The 19,899-nt window shown below is 61.0% G+C and carries 28 protein-coding genes; 19 read left to right on the top strand and 9 right to left on the bottom strand.

The window, feature by feature from the left end; genetic code table 11:
- Positions 1-39 precede the first annotated feature (39 nt).
- The 12 genes from ACIGGE_RS02720 (at position 40) to ACIGGE_RS02665 (ending at position 8,980) form a co-directional block, all read left to right on the top strand.
- Positions 40-1,371 (top strand): hypothetical protein, encoded by a 1,332-nt coding sequence (locus ACIGGE_RS02720; protein ID WP_397489349.1) that lies wholly within the window; start codon positions 40-42, stop codon positions 1,369-1,371.
- A 32-nt stretch (positions 1,372-1,403) separates the two neighbouring features.
- Entirely contained in the window at positions 1,404-1,991 is a 588-nt protein-coding gene (locus ACIGGE_RS02715; protein ID WP_221596468.1) for a flagellar basal body-associated FliL family protein, read from the top strand.
- Positions 1,988-2,884, top strand: coding sequence for a FliM/FliN family flagellar motor C-terminal domain-containing protein (locus tag ACIGGE_RS02710; protein WP_103024032.1), 897 nt, complete (start codon positions 1,988-1,990; stop codon positions 2,882-2,884). Before ACIGGE_RS02715 ends, ACIGGE_RS02710 begins: the two co-directional genes overlap by 4 nt.
- Before the next feature lie 5 nt (positions 2,885-2,889).
- Positions 2,890-3,213: a flagellar motor switch protein FliN gene (gene fliN / locus ACIGGE_RS02705; protein WP_397489348.1), complete on the top strand. Its 324-nt coding sequence runs from the start codon at positions 2,890-2,892 to the stop codon at positions 3,211-3,213.
- Complete coding sequence (locus ACIGGE_RS02700) at positions 3,213-3,494, top strand: flagellar biosynthetic protein FliO (protein WP_103024033.1); 282 nt, start codon at positions 3,213-3,215, stop codon at positions 3,492-3,494. The genes fliN and ACIGGE_RS02700 overlap by 1 nt, the downstream gene beginning before the upstream one ends.
- Positions 3,491-4,258 (top strand): flagellar type III secretion system pore protein FliP, encoded by a 768-nt coding sequence (gene fliP / locus ACIGGE_RS02695; RefSeq protein ID WP_103024034.1) that lies wholly within the window; start codon positions 3,491-3,493, stop codon positions 4,256-4,258. Before ACIGGE_RS02700 ends, fliP begins: the two co-directional genes overlap by 4 nt.
- Positions 4,259-4,262: 4 nt before the next feature.
- Positions 4,263-4,535: a flagellar biosynthetic protein FliQ gene (locus ACIGGE_RS02690; protein WP_103024035.1), complete on the top strand. Its 273-nt coding sequence runs from the start codon at positions 4,263-4,265 to the stop codon at positions 4,533-4,535.
- A gap of 10 nt (positions 4,536-4,545) precedes the next feature.
- A complete protein-coding gene (fliR, locus tag ACIGGE_RS02685; protein ID WP_397489347.1) occupies positions 4,546-5,331 on the top strand; it encodes a flagellar biosynthetic protein FliR in 786 nt (261 codons plus the stop codon).
- Positions 5,328-6,485, top strand: coding sequence for a flagellar biosynthesis protein FlhB (locus ACIGGE_RS02680; protein WP_196847082.1), 1,158 nt, complete (start codon positions 5,328-5,330; stop codon positions 6,483-6,485). Before fliR ends, ACIGGE_RS02680 begins: the two co-directional genes overlap by 4 nt.
- A 2-nt stretch (positions 6,486-6,487) precedes the next feature.
- Positions 6,488-7,906 carry a flagellar filament capping protein FliD gene (gene fliD / locus ACIGGE_RS02675; protein WP_196847081.1) on the top strand — a complete coding sequence of 473 codons (1,419 nt, stop codon included), beginning with the start codon at positions 6,488-6,490 and terminating at the stop codon, positions 7,904-7,906.
- Position 7,907: 1 nt separating this feature from the next.
- Positions 7,908-8,288, top strand: coding sequence for a flagellar protein FliS (locus ACIGGE_RS02670; RefSeq protein ID WP_397489346.1), 381 nt, complete (start codon positions 7,908-7,910; stop codon positions 8,286-8,288).
- A 95-nt stretch (positions 8,289-8,383) separates the two neighbouring features.
- Positions 8,384-8,980 (top strand): LuxR C-terminal-related transcriptional regulator, encoded by a 597-nt coding sequence (locus tag ACIGGE_RS02665; protein WP_196847079.1) that lies wholly within the window; start codon positions 8,384-8,386, stop codon positions 8,978-8,980.
- Positions 8,981-8,995: 15 nt separating this feature from the next.
- On the opposite strand, the gene ACIGGE_RS02660 is transcribed toward ACIGGE_RS02665, so the two are convergent.
- From ACIGGE_RS02660 to ACIGGE_RS02620, 9 genes are all read right to left on the bottom strand, one after another.
- Positions 8,996-9,301 (bottom strand): hypothetical protein, encoded by a 306-nt coding sequence (locus ACIGGE_RS02660; RefSeq protein ID WP_158246637.1) that lies wholly within the window; start codon positions 9,299-9,301, stop codon positions 8,996-8,998.
- 233 nt (positions 9,302-9,534) lie between these two features.
- Positions 9,535-10,260, bottom strand: coding sequence for a sigma-70 family RNA polymerase sigma factor (locus ACIGGE_RS02655; protein WP_397489345.1), 726 nt, complete (start codon positions 10,258-10,260; stop codon positions 9,535-9,537).
- Entirely contained in the window at positions 10,257-12,359 is a 2,103-nt protein-coding gene (locus tag ACIGGE_RS02650) for a flagellar biosynthesis protein FlhA (protein WP_103024043.1), read from the bottom strand. Before ACIGGE_RS02650 ends, ACIGGE_RS02655 begins: the two co-directional genes overlap by 4 nt.
- Positions 12,356-13,207, bottom strand: a complete 852-nt coding sequence (locus ACIGGE_RS02645) for a transglycosylase SLT domain-containing protein (protein WP_397489344.1) — start codon at positions 13,205-13,207, stop codon at positions 12,356-12,358. Before ACIGGE_RS02645 ends, ACIGGE_RS02650 begins: the two co-directional genes overlap by 4 nt.
- 76 nt (positions 13,208-13,283) lie before the next feature.
- Complete coding sequence (locus tag ACIGGE_RS02640) at positions 13,284-13,619, bottom strand: hypothetical protein (protein WP_103024044.1); 336 nt, start codon at positions 13,617-13,619, stop codon at positions 13,284-13,286.
- Positions 13,616-13,903: a flagellar biosynthesis anti-sigma factor FlgM gene (locus ACIGGE_RS02635; RefSeq protein ID WP_196847076.1), complete on the bottom strand. Its 288-nt coding sequence runs from the start codon at positions 13,901-13,903 to the stop codon at positions 13,616-13,618. Before ACIGGE_RS02635 ends, ACIGGE_RS02640 begins: the two co-directional genes overlap by 4 nt.
- Before the next feature lie 80 nt (positions 13,904-13,983).
- A complete protein-coding gene (locus ACIGGE_RS02630) occupies positions 13,984-14,496 on the bottom strand; it encodes a flagella basal body P-ring formation protein FlgA (protein WP_397489343.1) in 513 nt (170 codons plus the stop codon).
- Between the two features lie 83 nt (positions 14,497-14,579).
- Positions 14,580-14,975, bottom strand: coding sequence for a hypothetical protein (locus ACIGGE_RS02625; protein ID WP_397489342.1), 396 nt, complete (start codon positions 14,973-14,975; stop codon positions 14,580-14,582).
- A complete protein-coding gene (locus ACIGGE_RS02620; protein WP_222827086.1) occupies positions 14,972-15,628 on the bottom strand; it encodes a MotA/TolQ/ExbB proton channel family protein in 657 nt (218 codons plus the stop codon). Before ACIGGE_RS02620 ends, ACIGGE_RS02625 begins: the two co-directional genes overlap by 4 nt.
- Positions 15,629-15,811: 183 nt before the next feature.
- Between ACIGGE_RS02620 and ACIGGE_RS02615 the strand changes: the two genes are divergently transcribed.
- From ACIGGE_RS02615 to ACIGGE_RS02585, 7 genes are read left to right on the top strand one after another with little or no spacing between them, the layout of a single operon-like run.
- Positions 15,812-16,159 carry a flagellar basal body protein gene (locus ACIGGE_RS02615; protein ID WP_103024049.1) on the top strand — a complete coding sequence of 116 codons (348 nt, stop codon included), beginning with the start codon at positions 15,812-15,814 and terminating at the stop codon, positions 16,157-16,159.
- Positions 16,160-16,161: 2 nt separating this feature from the next.
- On the top strand, positions 16,162-16,566 hold the full coding sequence (gene flgC, locus ACIGGE_RS02610; RefSeq protein WP_103024050.1) for a flagellar basal body rod protein FlgC: 405 nt from the start codon (positions 16,162-16,164) through the stop codon (positions 16,564-16,566).
- Positions 16,563-16,844 (top strand): flagellar hook assembly protein FlgD, encoded by a 282-nt coding sequence (locus tag ACIGGE_RS02605; protein ID WP_196847072.1) that lies wholly within the window; start codon positions 16,563-16,565, stop codon positions 16,842-16,844. The genes flgC and ACIGGE_RS02605 overlap by 4 nt, the downstream gene beginning before the upstream one ends.
- A 15-nt stretch (positions 16,845-16,859) precedes the next feature.
- Positions 16,860-17,672: a flagellar hook-basal body complex protein gene (locus tag ACIGGE_RS02600; protein WP_103024052.1), complete on the top strand. Its 813-nt coding sequence runs from the start codon at positions 16,860-16,862 to the stop codon at positions 17,670-17,672.
- A 5-nt stretch (positions 17,673-17,677) separates the two neighbouring features.
- Positions 17,678-18,418 carry a flagellar basal body rod protein FlgF gene (locus ACIGGE_RS02595; protein WP_397489341.1) on the top strand — a complete coding sequence of 247 codons (741 nt, stop codon included), beginning with the start codon at positions 17,678-17,680 and terminating at the stop codon, positions 18,416-18,418.
- Positions 18,419-18,440: 22 nt separating this feature from the next.
- On the top strand, positions 18,441-19,229 hold the full coding sequence (gene flgG, locus ACIGGE_RS02590; protein ID WP_397489339.1) for a flagellar basal-body rod protein FlgG: 789 nt from the start codon (positions 18,441-18,443) through the stop codon (positions 19,227-19,229).
- Positions 19,230-19,240: 11 nt separating this feature from the next.
- Positions 19,241-19,894, top strand: coding sequence for a flagellar basal body L-ring protein FlgH (locus ACIGGE_RS02585; protein ID WP_397489338.1), 654 nt, complete (start codon positions 19,241-19,243; stop codon positions 19,892-19,894).
- The last annotated feature ends 5 nt before the right edge of the window (positions 19,895-19,899 follow it).

The following is a 19,899-nucleotide window of genomic DNA, read 5'->3' as shown; positions in this document are numbered from 1 at the left end:
TTCTTGATAGACTGTCCGTGAACCTAACACGGACTTGCCATGAACATCTCGTTTGCCCATTCGAAAACGCCCGACACCCAATCCGTCGCCGCCGGTCTGGATGGCGAAAGCGGGCGTAAAAACGGTGCTTCGCAGGGCGTGGACGGCTTCGCCGACCTGCTGAACCAGCTCGCATCGGTCTTGCCGGTCCTGCCGGCCGGACTCGGTATGGCAGAGAGCGGCACCCACGAGCGGCAGGACGGTGAATTGCCGACCGGCAATATCTTGCCGCTTTTGCCGGTCGATCCGGTTGCCGATGCCGATGTCGAACTTGCCCTGGTGGCTTCGCCCCTCATGTCTCTCGTGCCTCCGCCGGCCCAGGCTCCAGTTGTCGCAGGCTCGTCCGATACGCCGCTCTCGGCAGGCAAACCCATAAATAACGCTTCGGGCATCGCGCCCCAGGCCATCGCTGCCGAACTCGTCGCCACCGGGGTCGAGGCACCGTCTTCCGAAAGTTCCGAACCCACATCCTTCGTCGTGCGTATCGCCGCGGCCGACAAACCGGTAGATGCCAAGGCGGCCGATCTGCTCGTCACCGCGCCCGAGGGCAAGGCGCAGTCCGCTTCGCCTGCTCCTGCCACGAACGACCGCCTTTCCCAGGCCGTCGCGGCTGGCACGGCACAGGCTACGCCGGTCGATGCGAAAGCCGTATCGGCTTCTGCCACGACCAGCCAGCCAGCCGTCCAGCCCACCCTCGATCCCGCCAGCGGCGACCGCAAGCAGGATGGTGACCGTCCCGCCAGCGACAGGCAGGCTCCCGCCAGCCAGACCACAACGGCCGATCTCGCCAAGGTATCGCCGCAGCTCGTCTCGGCCCGTTTCGAAGATACGATGGTTGCCGCCCGGGCTGGCACTGTAACGCCGCGTACGGTGACCACCGACCAGTTCGCTCAGGTCGAACGCGTCGTCGAACATCTCACCGCAGCCCGGCAGATGGATCTGTCCAAACCTGCTGCCATCGCCGTGGCCCATAAGGAATTCGGCGCTCTGACCGTGACCTTCGATCAGTCCGCCGGCAAGATGAACGTCGAGATCGCAGCCGAAAATCAGGAAAGCCAGCGCGCGCTGGCGGCAGCGATGGCCAGCGATCGCGGAATGCCCCGCCAGCAGGATATGGGCGGTCATTCCCAATCCGCGCAGAACCAGAACAATCACGCCGCTGCGGACCGTCATGGCGGCAACGGCAATTCCAGCGCGGCATCCGGTCAGGGCAATGCGGGGGACAATGGCCGTTCGCAGCAATTCGACCAGCGTGGCCGCCACGATGAACGTGCCCGGCCGGGCACCCAGAAGCCTGCCAGAAACTCCGGCGATGACGCTCTCTACGCCTGATCTGTCAGCATTCCATTCAACAGGATTACCCCATGTCGAACGATAAAACTTCCGAAGAAACCGTGAAAAAGAAAAAGGGCGGCAAGCTCAAGCTGGTGCTTTTCTCGCTGGTTCTGCTGGGTGCAGGCGGCGGCGGTACCTATGCCGCATTCGCCAGCGGCATGCTCGGTGCGCACGGGGCGAAGGAAGAAGATCGCAATCCCAAGCTGGTGCTCAAGGGCGAAGAAGATCCCTATCCCTTCGTCGCAGAAGGCGGAGAGAAGGAAGCGGCGCCCGCCATCCACGGTGGCGGCGGGGGCAAATACCGCACGGCCTATTACAATTTTTCCGACGAGTTCACGTCCAACCTGGCGAATGGAACTGCGCTGATCCAGGTCAGCCTCGCTGCATCGACTCATTACGATGGGCGCGTGATGATGTGGCTGAACGAGCATGAAACCGCTCTGCGGTCGCGCATTCTGGCCGAGCTTGCCGCAACCAGCGAAGAAGATCTCGCCAGCATCCGCGGCAAGGAAGAACTGCAGAAGCGTCTGACCAAGGCGATCAATGAAACGCTTGAAGAACGCGAAGGCTTCGGCGGCGTCGACAGCGTCTATTTCCGGTCCTTCATCGTCCAATGATCACGACCGGTATCCCCGAGGCTGTGGCCCGGGCAGCATGTCACTGCGACGAGCTGCTCAGCCGCGCGGCAACTCCGCCCGAACTCGATATCGAGTTCGCCCGGTTTGCGCGCGGCATCGCCCAGCAGTCGCAGCATCAGCTGTCCCAACTGTGCGATGATCGCGGGCTTGCCGTGGACATTGCCGACGCCGAACTGCTGCCTGTTGGCGAATGGTTTGCAAAGGTCGGGGCGGCTCATCGCCACAGCTTCTATTCGATCGGGCAGGAAAGCCGTGGAATCCTGATTTCGGTCCGGATCGGCGAACTGGTTGGCCAGTTCGAACGGATCCTCGGCGGCACGGGCGAAGTGGACGAAAAATGCACCGTCCTGCCTGCCTCCGCCAACCGTTTCGCACAGCAGTTCGAGGACCGCATGGCCGAAGTCATTCAGGCAGCCAGCGATCGGCGCGGCATCGCGGCAAGCGCGAATGGCGAAGAAGTCGAACAGGTTGCACCCTATGCATCGGGCGATCGCGTCTGGACGGTAACGCTCACCATCACGTCTGCCAAAAGCGCGCGACCGTGGAAGGTCCGGCTTGCGGCGTGCAACTCGACGATCGCCGAAATCGTCGGCACGCGCGCCGTCTCGCCGGCTACCGGCCGGACGATCGGTGCACGCGGTCTCAATGGGTCGGCCATTGCCGAAGTCGATCTTCCGCTGCGCGCCGTACTGGTCGACGTTCCGATGTCGATCGCGCGGCTCGCCAGCCTTGAACCCGGCTCGGTCATCCCGGTCGCGGTCAACCGCAACGTCCCGCTGATGACCGGCAATCTCACCATCGCGCATGGCTGTGTCGGCGAACTCGACGACCGTGTCGCCCTCGAACTTACCCAAACATTCCTCTCGGAGTAGAACCCATGGTTTCGCACGCAGACGGCTTCGGCCTCATTCAGGACATCGACGTCCGCCTCACCGTTGAACTCGGCCGCAAATCCATGCGCCTGCGCGACGTGCTGGCTCTGGGCGAATCCAGCATCATCGAACTCGACCGCCTGACCGACGAACCGCTCGACATGTTCGTCAACGGCAAGCTGATTGCGCGCGGCGAAGTCGTCGCCCAGGGCAGTCGCTTCGCCATCCGCGTACTCGAAATCGTTGGTGCCAGTTCCAGCGAACCCGCGATCGACCGCCGCACTCCGCCGCTGATGGTCACGCCGACCGGTGCAGGCGAGCACGCCTGATGTTCTGGTACGTCCTCAAGCTCCTGATCCTGCTGCCGCTGATTGGCGCAATGATCTGGGGCAGCCTCAAGCTTGCCAAGAAGATGCAGGGTCAGTTCGGTGCCCCCGCTGGCGGCAGCAAGGCGGTTCGCATCGTGGAAACCACCATGCTTTCGCCCACCCTGCGTCTGGCCGTGATCGAATTCCATGGTCGCGAGATCCTCGTGTCCACATCGCGCAACGGCCTCACCCGCCTGGCCGAAGCGCCGGCACGCCCGCAGGCAGAGGAAACCGTTCAGTGATCGCCCGTTTCGCCAGGCTGACAGCCTTTCTGACTGCTCTCGCCTATCCGGCGCTGGTGCATGCGCAGGCCTCGGATACCGCGGTTTCGGGCGCACTCGACCGCGCCTTCGGCCAGATGGCAGGTGCTGGCGGCGAACCGCTGAGCCTGTCGCTCCAGCTGTTGCTGGTGATGGGCCTGTTGACGATCCTGCCAGCGCTTCTTCTGATGATGACGAGTTTCACGCGCATCATCGTGGTGCTGGCGATCCTGCGTCAGGCACTCGGTCTGCAGCAGTCGCCGCCCAACCAGGTGCTGATCGGTATCAGCCTGTTCCTGTCCATGTTCATCATGGCGCCGACTCTGGAAAACGTGAACCAGAACGCCATCGCCCCCTATTCGGCGGGTGAAATCGGCGCAGAGGTCGCGATCGAGCGGGCAGGCGACCAGTTTCACGCCTTCATGATCCGCCAGACGCGCGAATACGATCTTCAGATGTTTGCCGACATCGCCGATGCCGGCCAGTTCGCCAGCCCGCAGGACGTACCCTTCTCGATCCTGCTGCCCGCCTTCGTGACCAGCGAACTCAAGACCGCATTCCAGATCGGGTTCATGCTGTTCCTGCCGTTTCTCGTCATCGACCTCGTCGTCTCAAGCGTGCTGATGAGCCTCGGTATGATGATGATGAGCCCGATGATCGTTTCGCTACCCTTCAAGCTGCTGCTGTTCGTCCTCGTCGACGGGTGGGCACTGCTGATGGGTTCGCTCGCCTCAAGTTTCGGATAATATCATGGACGAAAGCGCCATCCTTCTTTCCATGGCCGACCGGATGCTGTGGATCGCCGCCCTCGTTGCGGCGCCGATCCTGATCGCCAGTCTTGCCATCGGTCTCGTCATCGGCCTCGTGCAGGCCGCGACCTCGGTCAACGAACAGACGCTGACCTTCGTGCCGAAACTCGGCGCGGTGGCCTTCGTGCTCGTTATTCTGGGGGCGTCGATGATGTCGGTCGTGGCCGATTTCACGCAGGACATCTTCACTGAAATCGCGCGGATCGGCGACTGAGACTGACGCGGTGAACGGGCTCGATCTCGGCATTGGTGCGCTGGAGCAGGACATGTGGCGGGTCGTCTTTCTGATGACCCGGCTGGGTGCGGCCCTGCTTGCCGCCCCGTTCTTCGGGGCGACATCGGTGCCCATGTCGGTGCGCATATCGATCACCGGCGCGCTTGCCATATTCGTGTCGATATGGATGCCCGCCATCGCCACGCCGCCGGCACTGCTCTCGCTCGACGGCGTTCTCACCATCGCCGGCGAGGTGATCGTCGGTCTGGCTCTGGGCTTCGTGTTGCAGCTCGCCTTCGCCGCGCCGACCGTTGCCGCCGAACTGATCGGTGGCGGGATGGGGATGAGCATGGCGGTGTCACAGGATGCGATGGGTGGGGGGACGACCACGTCCTTCGGTCAGTATTTCATGATCGTCCTGACGCTGATCTTCCTCGCGACCGGCGCGCATCTCCACTGGATCGCGCTGGTGACGGAAAGCTACAACGCGTTTCCGCCCGGACAGACCTGGCTCGGCGCCGAACGGTTCGGCGCCATCGCCGGTTTCGCCAGTTTCATGTTCGAAACCGCCTTGCGGATCGCGCTGCCGGTAACGCTCATCCTGCTGCTGGTGCAGGTGCTCACCGGCATCCTCAGCCGTTCGGCCCCCTCGCTCAACCTCTTCGCATTGGGATTGCCCGCAGGCGTCCTTGCCGGAATGGCCGCGCTCATCATTTCCGCCCCGCTCATCTACGACCAGTTCACCGGCCTTGTCGGCGACGCGCTGGACCAGACCGAAAGCGTGATTGTGCGATGAGCGAGGAAACCGCCGGCGAAAAAACTTACGCGCCCACTGAAAAGCGGCTCGTCGACGCCGCCAAGAAGGGGGATGTGCTCCGCTCCAAGGACGCCGGCACCGCCGCCGTCATGCTGCTCGGCGGCGCCTGGCTGGCCATCGCGGGCCCATGGCTCCTAGAAGGCCTCTCGCAGCTCGCCCGCGAAGCCTTCATGTTCGATATGCGCGATGTTAATGATTTCAGCGTCGACGCGCTCCTGCACCAGAGCCTGCTCCTTGCTCTCCCCGCTATTCTCACACTGGCCGTACCGGTCATCCTCGTGACCCTCCTGTCCCAGCTCGCATTCGGGCGGGGACGCTGGGTGGTCGACAATCTCAAGGCGAAGGGGCAGCGTATCAATCCCCTGTCCGGCCTGAAGCGCATGTTCGGCCCGCAAGGCCTTATCGAAATGGGCAAGGGCCTGCTCAAGATCGCCCTTCTTGGGAGCATCGCCGCTTGGTGGTGGTGGACCAGCATGGAGACGGTCGTCGGTCTGGGCAGAGGCAACCTATCCGCGCAATTGTCCGCGGCCTGGCATGCCATCATCTCGCTGATTTTCGCGCTGGCTGCCGGGCTCGTCGTGATCGCGTTCGTCGATCTTCCGATCCAGTGGATGCGCCAACAAAAGCGCCTCAAGATGAGCCATCAGGAAATGCGGGACGAAAACAAGGAATCCGAAGGCTCGCCCGAAATGAAAGCCGCCCGGCGCCAACGTCAGCGTGACATCGCGACCGGCTCCGTAGCTGGCGCGATGCGAGAAGCGCAGTTCGTCATCACCAACCCGACCCATTTCGCCGTCGCCATGACATACGATCCGCTAAAGGCGTCCGCACCGATCGTTCTGGCCAAGGGGCGCGGCGACAAGGCGATGGCCATGAAAGAACTGGCGCGCGAGCTCGATCTCCCGACACTCGAGATCCCGCAGCTTGCGCGTTCGGTCTATTATACGACCCGCGAACGGCAGATCATTTGCGAAGACCTGTACGGCGCGGTCGCATCGGTCCTTGCATACGTGTTCTCGTTGAAACGGGGCGAAACGCCGCCGCTGCCTGCCGTCGACGTGCCTGCAGCCTTGTGTTTCGATGCGGATGGTCGTTTGACGGTTAATCCGCACGCTGAAGCGTCGTTATCATAGCGATGAGTATCTCAGCTTCCTCTATCGCCTCCTCTCTCGGGATCGGCAGCGGCGTCGACATGACCGGCCTGGCGGTGCAGTTGGCTGAAGCGCAGTTCGCAGGTCGCAACCAGCGGCTGACAACCCAGTCCGAGACGCTCGAACGGCGCATCTCGCTTGCCGGTTCCATCCGCAGCAGTTTCTCGACCTTCGCTACGGCTTTGGGGGAGCGTTTGCGCACTGGCGACCTTGCACCTTTGCCGACCATCTCGAACCCCGCTGTTGCAGCAGTGTCGAGCCCGCTGGGCTCGATCGGGAAGGGTAGCTATTCGCTGGAAGTCACGAAACTTGCCAGTGGGCAGGTTCTGACCGGCGGCTCGTACGCGAGCGCGCAGGATACTGTCGGTGCCGGTACGCTGACGATCCGTTTCGGAGAAACGAACTCGGCCTCGTTTGCCGAGAATGCCGGCAAAGCTCCGCTGACGCTGGACATCGCTGCCGGTGCGACTTTGGCCGATGTCGCGCAAGCCATAAACGGCAAGAATGCCGGTCTCAGCGCCTATGTCGCCCAAACAGCTACGGGTGCGCAACTTGTCATAAAGGGTGCTGACGGGGCGAAGAACGGTTTCGTCATCGAAGCGACTGAGGATCCTGCAAACCCTGGACTATCCGCAATGGCGTGGCAGCCTGGGAGCGATCCTGCACGATTGGTAAAGACGTCGGCCGATGCCGAGTTCGCACTCGATGGGATCGCGCGCACGAGTTCGTCCAATAAAATAGACGGGATCGCGCCCGGTTTGTCGCTGGCGCTGACAGGTACCAATGTTGGTGCGCCAGCGGTCATCAACTTCAACAACCCCTCCAGCGCGCTTTCGTCTGTGATGCAAGACATCACCGGTGCTCTCAACGAAATTTCCGGTGAACTTCGCAGCGCCACCGATCCGAAGACGGGCGAACTTGCGCGGGACACCGGCGCGCGAGCGCTGAGGACCCAGCTGGCCGCGCTCGGGTCCACGGTGATCATGCCCAACGCCCCCGAAGGATCGCCACGGACCCTAGCCGAGCTTGGCCTTGCAATTCAGCGAGACGGTAGCTTCACATTCGACAGTTCCAAACTGACTGCTGCCATGGCCCGCGACCCCGCAGGCGTGGCCGCGATGTTCACCACTGGCCTAAATGGCGTTTATTCGACCATCGATCGGATGGCCCGGTCAAACAGCGTTTCCAGCAACCCGGGGACACTGGCGGGATCCGTCGCGCGCTATCAATCGCAATCGCAACAGATCAACCGTGATCTGGAAAAGCTCGCCGACCAGCAGGAAGCCTTACGAGCCAACATGGTCGCGCGCTTCGCAAAGGCGGACAGCCGCATCGCTGCATCGAATTCGACGCTTACCTTCCTTCAGTCGCAAATCGACGTATGGAACTCTCAGCGGGATTAAGATGCTTAGCCGGTCCAAACCCAATGAAGCCTATCGTCAGGCGAGTTTCGATGCCCGTCTTCTTGGCAGCTCGACAGAGGATCTCGTCATCTTCTGCCTCGAAGATTTCATCGAGAACCTCGGGCGGCTCGAAATGGCGGATAGCCGCTTCGATGCAGCCGGGCGAAGCCAGGCCATTACCCGCTGTGTCACTGCTTTGACCGCTCTGGAACTCGGCATCGACCGTACGGCCGAACTGGGAACCAGCCTCGCGCATCTTTACGGATCTGCCAAAGGCGTCTTGCTCAATTCGATCCGGCAGACCGATGTCCCTGCCGTCACGGCCATCAAGGACGATTTCAACGAAATCGCTGCTGCGTTTCGCGGCGCAATGCACAGATAGACTGACCTGGGCATAGGTATTTTCACCTATCCGCTTGGCAATCGGGTATGAACCATAATCCAGCAAAAGTAGCCCTACACCAATCGGGGGCTGTTATGGATATCGCTGACTTTACCTTTTACGTCATCGACCAAAACCTGCAGAGGCGAAATGCTCTGGCGCGCCTGCTGAGCAAATATGCGCGCGCTGTTCCGCTGGACAATGTCTCGGAAGTTGGTTCTGTGAGCGCCGGTAAACCCTGCTTTCTCGTTTATGACGAAGAAAGGCAGCTGCAGGCGTGTCTGGGCGAAAAGAACGTCCAGGAGGCACTGGCTGCGGTTCTGGCCTATTCCGAAAAGCCCGAGCTCGAGAGAGTATTCGAAATACTTGATCAGGGCGCGGGCGGATATTTCGATTATGATGGCGGGGAGGCAGATCCCACCCAATCGATCATGCGTCTGCTGCGTCGGAACGCAAAGTTCGAAGGTATGCGACGGCGCCGCCAGGCCGCAGCTCAGAGACTGCAGGCCCTGAGCCAACGTGAACAGGAAGTGCTTCGTGCCGTTTCCGAAGGGCAGTCGAACAAGGCTATCGCACGGCACCTGTCGGTCAGCCCCAGAACGATCGAAGTTCACCGGCGCAATATGATTGCCAAGCTCGACGTACCATGTTCGATTTCGGCGGTGCGGCTCGCTCTCGAAGCCGAACTCTGACCTAATCCGGCCTCGTCATTCAGGCCGGATCTTCTCGATCGACGCGCCTCCCAGAAGGAGAAGTGCGCGCGCGCAAGCTGCGACGAGCGCGATTGCCGGATCGTCTCCGAAGAAGTTGCCTTCTTCTATTTCTCCGGAAAAAGAAACCAGCGCCGAAGATGGGCCACTGGCCGCACGGGTAACAAGAATTCCGCAATATGGTCCCACGAGTTCCATCGCCGCGCAAACAAACGCGCGCGCATTGCACAGTTCTGCCAGACGTTCTTCAGTGACGGGTTGATCGAATAGCGCCGCGTATTTCGCCGGCGCTATTAAACGCAATTCAGCGAAAGCTTTAAGCGCAGCATGGGGATCATGCAAACGGCCTTCAACGCAATCATCGACAAATTGCTGAACACTAATTTCCCACGGCGACATTCGCCCATAGCTCCACTTTGTCTGGGGGATCATTGAAAATTTCAATAGATCAAATTGAGTGCGCCAACATACGTCAATGCACTTAAGTTCCCCAAGCTTTGGAGCCGGTGTCTACTTATGGCACGGAAATAAAGCTTCTAAATGGATTCGCGCGCCGTCAAACCGATGCGCAGTTTTTCAAGCGCATTTGCCTTGAGTTGATGGACCCGCGGAACACTCACATCGAGGATTGCTGCGATCTCGGTCAGATTGAGTTCTTCGAGGAAGTGCAATTGAATAACCAGTTGCAGACGCTCGGGAAGAGCCGCAATCGCGTGCGCCAAAGCGGCCTTGTCGGCAGCATCCAACAGCACCGCTTCGGCGGTGGGTTCTTCACTGGTGAAGGCAGGATTGCTATCAGAATAACTGCTCTCCAGATCGACTACACGAGTGGCAATCTGGTTTCGGGCCTTGTGGTACTCCTCGAGTGAAATTCCCATGGCATGGGCCATTTCATCGGCGCTCGGATCGCGGCCAAGCGTGCGCCGCAATTCGTCGGCGGTGCCGTCCATTTTGCGCCTGGTGGCCGCCGCGCCGCGTACGTGATGGGATTGCGATCGCAGGAGATCGATCATGGCGCCGCGAACCCGCATTTTAGCGTAGGCCGCAAATCCGTCCTCGCTCGGCCGTTCGTGTCGCTGCGCGCATTCGGTCAGCGCGATCATCCCGGCCTGCAGCAGGTCGTCCACGTCCAGCGACCCGCCGCAGCTGCCTTCGTAGAACCATGCCAGTCTGTGAACCATCGGCAGGAATTTCTCGATCCGTTCGTTTATCTCGCTCGCATAGGCGCGCTGCGCATTGAAATTGGCGTGGTCGTATTTCATGCTGCGAGGGCCTCCATTTCATGGCCAAGTTGTGCGGGTTGGGCCGGTGCTTCATCGCCAATTACGGCGATCACTTCGATCGGCTGCGCGGCGGGGAGTTCGTTGATGGATAGAACGATGCATTGTGGCGCGCGCAGCCGTAGTAGGGCCGAAAGCGCACGGCGCGCACGAGGTTGGACGATCAGTGCGGGACGCGTAGCCGCAGGATCGCGTTGCGAAAGGATCGCCGCAATCCGTTCGCCGATCGACCGGGCAAGATCCGGTTCGATCACGATTTCGCCCGATGCCGGATCCTGCAGTCCGCTTACCACCATATCCTCAAGCGCTGCTGCCAGCGTGAGCACCGGCAGCTTTGCGTCGGGTGGACAGACTTCGGCTACGATCATGGCGCCCAGATCTGCGCGAACGATGTCGATCAAGCGATCATGATCGGCTGTCTGCTGGGCAGCGAGGGAGATGCTGGAAAAAACACGCAGGCCGTGGCGCAGAGAGATGCCGTCTGCCAGCAGCGCTTTCAGCAGGCGCGTCACGGCGGCGAGTGACAGTGGCTGCGGCGTGATGGTCTCGATCAGTTGTCCATGCCGCGCGCGCAGATGATCGATAAGGTCGCGTACCTGATCCGGCCCGAGAAGATCCTGCGCGCGTGCGGCAAGCAATTGGTGGATCTGCGTCGCGATCACGCTTTCCGGATCGACCGCGAGGTATCCTTCGGCAACAGCCAGGTCCCGCGCACCAGGGTCGATCCACAGGGCAGGGCAACCGAAGCTCGGATCGATTGTCGATTCACCCGGAACGGCCTGCGAATGCATGACTTCTCCCGTGTCGATAGCGAGCATGTGGCCGGGCTTGATTTTGCCACCGCCGATGGTCGCGCCGCCCAGAGTGATGCGGTAGCTGTCGGGCTCGACCTCGAAGCTGTCCTCGATCCGGAACTGGGGAACGATGAAACCGAAATTCTGGCACATCTGCTTGCGCAGGCCTGTGAGCCGCGCAACCAGCGTGGCGCCACGCTTCTGATCCGTCATGCTGATAAGTCCGTAACCCAGCTGGATGGTGACCAGCGTCTGGTCGGTCACGTCCTCGATCCCGATATGTCCCGGATCGGGCGTGACGACCGGTTCCGGAATGTTCTGTGCGGCATGCTGGCGCTTGCGCAGAGTATGCCATAAGCCGAACGTGCCAGCAGAAAGTGGCAGTATGATCGATTGCGGCATGGCCGGAATACAGCCGATTGCGAGCAGAATGCAGGCAACCGGTAGCCATATTCTTGGGTCAGCCAACTGGCCGCCGATCTGTCCGGTCAAATCGCGAGCATCTGAAACGCGCGTGACGATAACTGCCGCCGCGATGGAAAGCAGGAGCGCGGGCACCGAAGCTACCAGAGCGTCGCCAACGGCCAGCGTGACATAGAACTCGGCCGCTTCACCAGCCGAGAGCCCATGCGTCGAAATACCCAGCACGAGACCGGCGATGACGTTGATCAGCAGGATCAGCAATGCAGCAACCGCATCGCCCTTCACGAATTTGCTGGCACCGTCCATCGACCCGTAGAAATCGGCCTCGGTGGCGATTTCGCGGCGGCGAGCCTTGGCTTCGTCGGCGGTGAGCAGACCTGCAGCCAGATCGGCGTCGATCGCCATCTGTTTGCCGGGAAGCGCATCGAGGGTGAAGCGTGCCGAAACTTCCGATACGCGGCCCGCGCCCTTGGTGACGACCATCAGGTTGATGATCATCAGGATCAGGAACACGAAGATGCCGACGGCGAAGTTGCCGCCGATAAGGAACGCCCCAAACGCTTCGATCACCTTGCCCGCTGCTGCGCCACCTTCGTGGCCATTCAGCAGCACGATACGGGTAGACGCCACGTTGAGTGCCAGCCGCAGAAGCGTGGCAAACAGCAGGACCGAAGGGAAAGACGAGAAGTCGAGCGGCTTTTGCGCGTTCATCGCCGCCATGAGGACCGAAACCGAGAGCGCGATGTTCATGACGAAGAACACGTCGAGGAGCATCGCCGGGATCGGCATGACCATCAGCAGAATGATCGTGAGGATCCCGACGGGTAGAGCCAGGCCGGGATTAAGGAACTGACGCGCGCTCACAGGCCGAATGCCCTGAATTTGCTATATGCGGCTGCTACCTGCTCGGTAGCCCGTCCGCCTCCCGAACTCACATCACCGAATGTCGCGCGAAGGGTATCGGCCATCGATGCTCGCCGCCCGCCGTCGGGAAGCGAGGGGACGGCAAAACCGCTTCGCGATGCACCGGGCTGGCGCATCGGTGACTGGGCGGCAAACCGTGCAAAATCGTAACCGGCCGGCTCTCCGTTGCGAGGAATGGATGTATCGCCGTAGGCTCCGGTAACCTTTTCCTGCATGACCGCCATGACCTCTCCTACCGAGCGGGGTGTACCGCCGGAAAAGAAGATCGATTTATTGGCGTGCGCAGCCTGTGGCAGCAGAGCAACCGCCGATTGAGAAGGGTTGCTTCCTAGGGCACCGAGGAACTGTTGCGCGCCGCCAAGGCCCAGAAAGTGAGCAAGATAGAGTTCGGCCGGTTGAGGTTCGCGTCCCAGCGTGGTGCGTAAACCTTCTGCATTTTCGCGCGTGAGCTCGGCCGCCATGAGCGAGGAAGTGTCGGCATCGTAGCGAAGCGAGAGGAGATGATTGCGAGTTGCCGCATCGGTCACACGCCCGCCCGGTCCGATGGCCGCATCCGCCCAGTCCATTCCGTGTTTGGCACCGTGCCGGTCAAGCGTCCGCAGCCAGGTTGAATCGATGAACTGGTACAGACCGGTCGCGCTCGAAGTCTGTGCCTTGGCGCTAGGGTCCAACCCAGATTCAAGCCTCGCCTGCGCCAGGAGGTAATCGAAATCGACCCCCGTACGCGTCGCAGCGCGGGCGATAGCGCCCTGCACTTCGGCGGTCTGGACTGGATTAATGGTAGGCACGCTTCCTCCGGGATCTGGTTCCCCGGAAGTTCAGCAAGATGCGTGCCAAAAAGTCCTGCGCCTAGCTAATGCCCTATCAGGCGAGCGCCATGCTCGTGCCCTTGCGCGGTAAGGCCGCATAGGGAGCATTGTTGCCGGTCAACGCGCCCAGACGGTTCTGCACATTGCTGGCGATGAGGTTACGCAAGCGCCGATTGATCTCGTTCAGGCGCCGAACCGCGTCGAGTACGCCGAGGCATTCTTCGTCCAGGCTGGCCTTCTCGACGGCTTCCAATTTTACGCACAGGTCCATCTTGCCGCTTGTGCATGTAACAATACGATCGAGGTCGAGAGCGGCAAGAGCCTGCCGCTCACCCTGCAAAAGTGCGAGCATCTGTTGCAGGGTTGCGAGCGTTTCCTGTTTGGCGGTCATTTCCCAATCTTTCCGTACATGCCCGCGGCGATGATTGCGTCGGCGATCTTGGTGGGGATCAGTGGGTAGGTGCCAGTTTCGAGTGCTTTGCGAATCTCTGAAACGCGATCGCTATCGATCGGAGCTTCACCACTTGTGGAGAGGCGCGATGTGGCAACGGCTGCTTCTGCTTCGCGCGAAGAGCCAGCCGCTTTCTGCACGGCGGAGACCTTCGCGGTTGGCTCCACGGCATTGCTTGGCCGCACCAACGCTCCTGAGAATTCCGGCAATCCGACAATACGCATCGTTTCGCTCCATAAGCTGGTTACCCAACAGAACGGCTCTTGATGCGATGGTTTAACTCCCCGGCAATGAATTTTGCCGATTACGGCAAATCAATGCCGACCTGGCCCGGGCGAAGGACGAGGGCGCGCAGCGTTTCCGTCCGTTGGTCGGAAGCGCGGACCTTGATCCACTGGCCTTCTGCACCGTCCTCAACGGCGGCACCCTGGCGGGTCAGCGTAAAGCCCTTTCCGCGGACCAGAATGCTCACGTTTTCACCGCGTTTGATGATCGCTTCGCCAAATTGCTGTGGCATCCGGTTCGCATTGGAAAAGCTCGCATCCACGGCGACATAGATACGCCATCCCGCACCCGGACACACGACCTGAACAGATCGCTGATCTCGCCCGAACCACTGCATATCAAGGGGGGACTCGCAGTTCGCTAGCTTCAGGCGCCGGTCCACCGGCAATTTGGCACCGCCCGGTTGACCGACTTCGGCGCCGGTAAAGTCCGCGACGGCACGATCGATGATCGTGAGGTCCATCGGCGATGCTGCTGCTGCGCCTGTCGCCAAAAGCGCGGTCAGGGCGGCTGCGAAGAAGGGTTTACGCATGGTCGTTACTCACTCCGGTTCACGGGGCCGCACGGTTATCGTGCCGTATCACGCTTGGGCGGAGCAAGGTTCGTGCCATTCCTTCATTGGTGTCGGAGATAATCGACCGTAATTACGACATCGTCTGTCGCGTTCGGCGTGGCTATCAAACGTGCTGGGACGCCCGCGCTGTCGGCCTCGGCCAGCAACCTTTCCGCCTCGGTCAGGGCTTCGGCCCGTTTTTCCTGAGTATATCCCACAGAGATCGTCGCCATCTGCCTCTGGTCCGTGGTCGAAGCGATCAGCCAGTCTCGAACGGACTCGCCCTTTTCCGGCCGATGCACCGCCAATGCGGACGAGGATGCAGGAGGCTGCCTTTCCTCCTCCGCATGGCTTTGCGTTGCGGGTTTCTTGCCAACGGCCTGCGCGGTAATCAGAAAGAGGATTAGCGCGAGGTCTGCTATGACGGTTTGCCAACCGGATGCGGCGCGCACAATCATGCCACTGCCTTGGCATGCTCGGCAAAAGTCACTGCCACCCCGCTTTTACGAATGCCGTGTTCCAGCCACTCCAGAACTTCGTCGCGGTCCAGTTCTTCACGTCGCGATTTGCGTGCAATGGCGTTGCCCAGTGGCGAGAAAAGGAAATTGGCCGCTATCAGCCCATACAGCGTGGTCACTACGGCCATTGAAATTGCGCCGACGATACCGGTCTGTTCTGACGCGGATCCCTGCGCATGGCCTAGAGCGATCAATGTGCCGGCGAGTCCAAGAATAGGGGCCAGTTCCGCCGCGTTGTCGAAGACGCGTATTGCAGTCTGAGCGGTGGCCACCCGTATTTCCTTGAATTTGTGATGTTCGCCATGCAGCGACTGGATCGATCGCTGGCTGATTATAAGATCCGACAGGCTGTCGAATTCATTGTCTCCGAAATGCTGCGGCTCGGCGCGCAGAAAGCCATCGTCGGCAATTTCGCGTATTTGGACGGAGAGCGCTGCCTTGGCCTGAGTTACGTTGAACGGCGTTTCGAAAAGTCCGCGCAGAGCGCTGATAGCTACACGGCTATCTGCCACCCCGCACCGAAGCAGGGTCGCAATGATCGTACCGACGAGAACTATGGCGATAGAGGCCGGGTCGAGCCAGGTTTCCAGCATGGGGTAGCTACTCCTTGCAGACAAGAACGGCCCCATTTCGCGCAGATTTACGGGGAGGACGAACTTTGCCGCTCCCCGGCAAAAGCTTGCCGCAATCTGCCGATATTGCCCTGTGCTGCCTCAATTTTGGATTTTGGCACGCCCCTTGCTGAACACTTCACGTAATCTTTTGCGGAGGCTCGTATGAGCGAAGGACTGTTTGGCATTCATGGAGCGGCGCTGGAAATCCGGTCGCAGCGCATGGGTGTGCTCGGCTCGAATATCGCGAACGCAGCGACGCCCGGCTACAAAGCGCGCGACGTCGATTTCGCTTCTGCGCTTCAGGCGCGCCTCGGCGGTGCCGAAGCTGAGCAGGCGACGGGTCGCTCGATCCAGTATCGCGTCCCGACCATGGCAACGCTCGACGGTAACACGGTCGAAATGGCGACCGAACAGGCCGCCTTTGCTGAAAACGCCGTTGCCTACTCGGCAACCCTCAACTTTCTGCGCGGGCGGGTGGAAACCGTAACCCGCGCGATCAGAGGCGAATGACGATGGCCGGACCGACATCCTTCTTCGAGGTGGGGCACCGCGCCATGTCGGCGCAGCTCGTGCGCATGAACACAGCTGCTTCCAACCTTGCCAATGCCGGCTCGGTCGCAGGTAGCGAAGCAGAAGCGTACCGCCCGATGCGTACCGTGTTCGAACAGGAACTCGACCGCGCAAGCGGCCTGTCCTCTGTCCGTGTCGGCGGTGTGGTGCGCGAAGATGTTGCACCCATTCGTCGCCACGACCCGGGTCACCCGCTGGCCGACGAGAATGGCGATGTCTGGGAAACTCCGGTCGATGAAAACGCCGAAATGGTCGAGATGCTCGAAGCGTCCCGTCAGTACCGCAACATGGTCGAAGCTCTGTCGACCGCCAAGCAGCTCATGCTGGAAACGATGAGGATGAAATGATCAATTCCGTCACCAACACCACGCCCGGGACAAGTTCCGTCGGCCAGGTTCAGGGCCGCGGCATGGACTCGCTCGGGCAGGGGGATTTCCTCAAGCTGCTGACAGTCCAGATGCAGCAGCAGGACCCGTTCGATCCGGTCGATAACAAGGAAATGCTGGCACAGATGGCGCAGTTCTCTTCGCTTGCCGGTGTCGCTGAAACCAATGCCTCTCTCGAGCGGATCGCGGACAAGCTCGACCTGCTCATCAAGTCCAACCAGTCGCCGTCCGACGACTGATCCAGGAGATAATCCATGTCCTTCTATACTTCGCTCAACGGCATGAAAAATGCGCAGACCTCGCTCGGGGTCATCGCGCACAATATTTCGAACTCGGAAACCTATGGTTTCAAACGTAGCCGTACGGAATTCTCCGAAATCGTCGCTGGTTCGGCGCTGACCAATCCGCGCATGATCCAGGGTATCGGCGCGTCGGTGAAATCGATCACGCAGAACTTCGCGCTTGGTCCGGTGGAACAGACCGGCTCGGCTCTCGATCTCGCGATCACGGGCGACGGCTTCTTCACGACCCGTTCGGCTACCGACGGATCGACGCTGTACACGCGAGCCGGATCGTTCACGCTCAATGGAAACGGCAACATCGTCAGCAACAGCGGCAACCGCCTCCAGCTGTTCCCGGTCGATGCGAACGGCCAGGTCACTGGCAATACGCTGGCCGATGCCAATCTCCCCCCACAGAACGCCGCCGGTTCGGAATTCGTCGGGGTTACGATCGACGATGTCGGCGTGGTGTCGGCATCTTATGCTGACGGTTCGGTCGAACCAGTCGGTGCCGTCGCACTTGCCACTTTTATCGCTCCCACTGGACTGAAAAAGGTCGGTGACGCGAACTGGGAAGGCACAGGCCTTTCCGGTCAGGCTGCCTACGGGTCGCCGGGAACCGGAGCGTATGGCTCGCTCTTGTCGGGCGCTCTTGAACGCTCGAACGTCGATATCGCGGAAGAACTTGTCGGGCTGATTACCGCCCAGCGCAATTTCCAGGCGAACGCCAAGGCAATCGATACTGCCACCCAGATCTCGCAGACCGTCATCAACCTGCGGACCTGATCGCCATGGACCGCCTTATCCACACCGCGCTTTCGGGCATGCGGGCATCGATGGACAGCCAGCGCGTCATCGCGAGCAACATGGCCAATGCCAATACGCTCGGTTTCCGTGCGGAACTGCTCGATCAGCGCGCCGTCACGATCGAAGGCCAGCCCCTCGAAGCCCGCGCGATGCAAGTCGCACGGGTGCGCGGTGCGGATATGGTCGCCGGCGAAATTATCGAAACGGGCCGCGATCTCGATATTGCGATCGCGACCGATGCCCTCATGGCAGTGCAGGCTGAGGATGGCACCGAAGCCTACACCCGCCGCGGTGACATGTCGATTTCGGCCACCGGCCTACTGGTCAATGGCGAAGGCCGTCCGGTGCTTGGCGATAACGGGCCGATCACCATTCCGCCGGTCGGAATTCCGGGCATTGCACCGGATGGTACGGTGACCATCGCGGATCCGGCAACGCCCGATCAGCCGCCGGCCGAAGTCGGCCGGATCAAGCTGGCAGCGTGGCAAGGCTCGCCGATCAGCAAGGGGCTCGACGGACTTTTCCGTGTCGAAGGCGGTGGAATTCTGCCGACCGACGAAGCGGCGACCGTTCAGGTCGGGGCGCTCGAACAATCCAACGTTAAAACCACCGAAGTGCTGGTGGAAATGATCGATGCTCAGCGGCTTTTCGCCATGCGCAGCAAGGTCATCGCGACGGCACGTGAAATCGACGAAAGCGGCGCGCAGCTCATGCGCCTCGGCTAACCAGACAAGAGGATAGTCAATCATGCCCATTTCAGCTCTGCAGGTCGCCCGCACCGGGCTCGAGGCTCAGGATGCGCGCATGCGCGTCATTTCGAACAACCTCGCCAACGTCGGTACCACCGGCTTCAAGCGCGACCGTGCCAACTTTGCGACTCTCGCCTATCAGGATGCCCGCGTTGCCGGCCAGCGTTCGTCGGGCGAAACGGCTTATGCAACCGGGCTCAACCTCGGTACCGGCGTGGCGGTCCAGTCCACCAGCCAGATCATGACGCAGGGCGCCCTTAACACGACAGGCAATGCTTTCGACCTCGCGCTCGATGGCGATGGCTATTTCCAGATCGAAATGCCGGGCGGCCGCATCAGCTATACCCGAGCCGGGAATTTCACGCTTTCCGCCGAAGGCCAACTCGTGACCCAGCAAGGGTATGCGGTCCAGCCAGCCATTACGGTGCCCGAGGGCGCTACTGCGATCGCAGTTTCACCGGACGGCATCGTCTCCGCGACGTTGCCGGGAGAAGCCGAGCCGGCCGAACTGGGCCAAATCCAGGTTGCCCGCTTTACGAATCCTTCGGGCCTTCAGGCCATCGGCGACAACTTCTTGGTCGAAACCGCAGCCAGCGGTGCCGCCGAACTGGCGCCGGGCGGTGAGAACGGCCGGGGCAACGTCCGGCAAGGCATGCTGGAATCTTCGAATGTCAACATCGTCGAGGAACTCGTCGAGATGATCGAATGTCAGCGTGCCTACGAAATCAGCTCGAAAATGGTGTCCGCCGTGGACGAAATGCTCCGCAACGCCAATCAGACCCTTTGAGTATCTTCACCATGAAATCCGCACTCTGTCTCGTCCCACTCGCTCTCGCCCTTGCTGGTTGCGGTGGCGGTTCTGCCCGGCCCGAAGGCTTTGCAGTCGCACTGCCGCCAGCGCCGCAGGTCGAGCCTGATCGCCACCGGGATGGCGCCATTTATCAGGCCAGTCATGGCTATGCGCCTCTGTACTATGGCAATCGCGCGGCGCGGGTGGGCGGCATCGTCACCATCGCACTGGTCGAACGGACGCAGACGTCGAAATCCACCAGCGGGTCGACCAAGCGCGACGGCAGCCTCGGACTTTCGCTCCCCAGCTGGACCGGAATCGATAGCAGCGACCTTAATGCTTCGGGTGGCGGGTCGTTCAAAGGGGCAGGCGATGCTTCTCAGGCGAGTTCGATCCGGGCCGATCTTACCGTTTCGATCGTGGAAGTACGCCCGAACGGGACGGCGCTGGTACGTGGGGAAAAGGTCATGCAACTCAGCCAGGGCGAAGAGTGGGTCCAGCTTTCGGGCATCATCCGGCTGGCTGATATCGATCAGGATAACCGCATTCCATCGATCCGCGTGGCAGATGCCCGCATTTCCTATTCGGGTGCCGGATCCGTGCAGCGGGCTAGCCGCGAAGGCTGGCTGTCGCGCTTCTTCGGCGTGATCTCGCCCTTCTGAGGATG

This window comes from Qipengyuania sp. NPDC077410 (genome assembly GCF_044543405.1).
Taxonomy (GTDB): domain Bacteria; phylum Pseudomonadota; class Alphaproteobacteria; order Sphingomonadales; family Sphingomonadaceae; genus Qipengyuania; species Qipengyuania pacifica.
The sequence above is the reverse complement of the archived record's forward strand: the minus strand, read 5'-3'. Positions and strand labels throughout refer to the sequence as shown.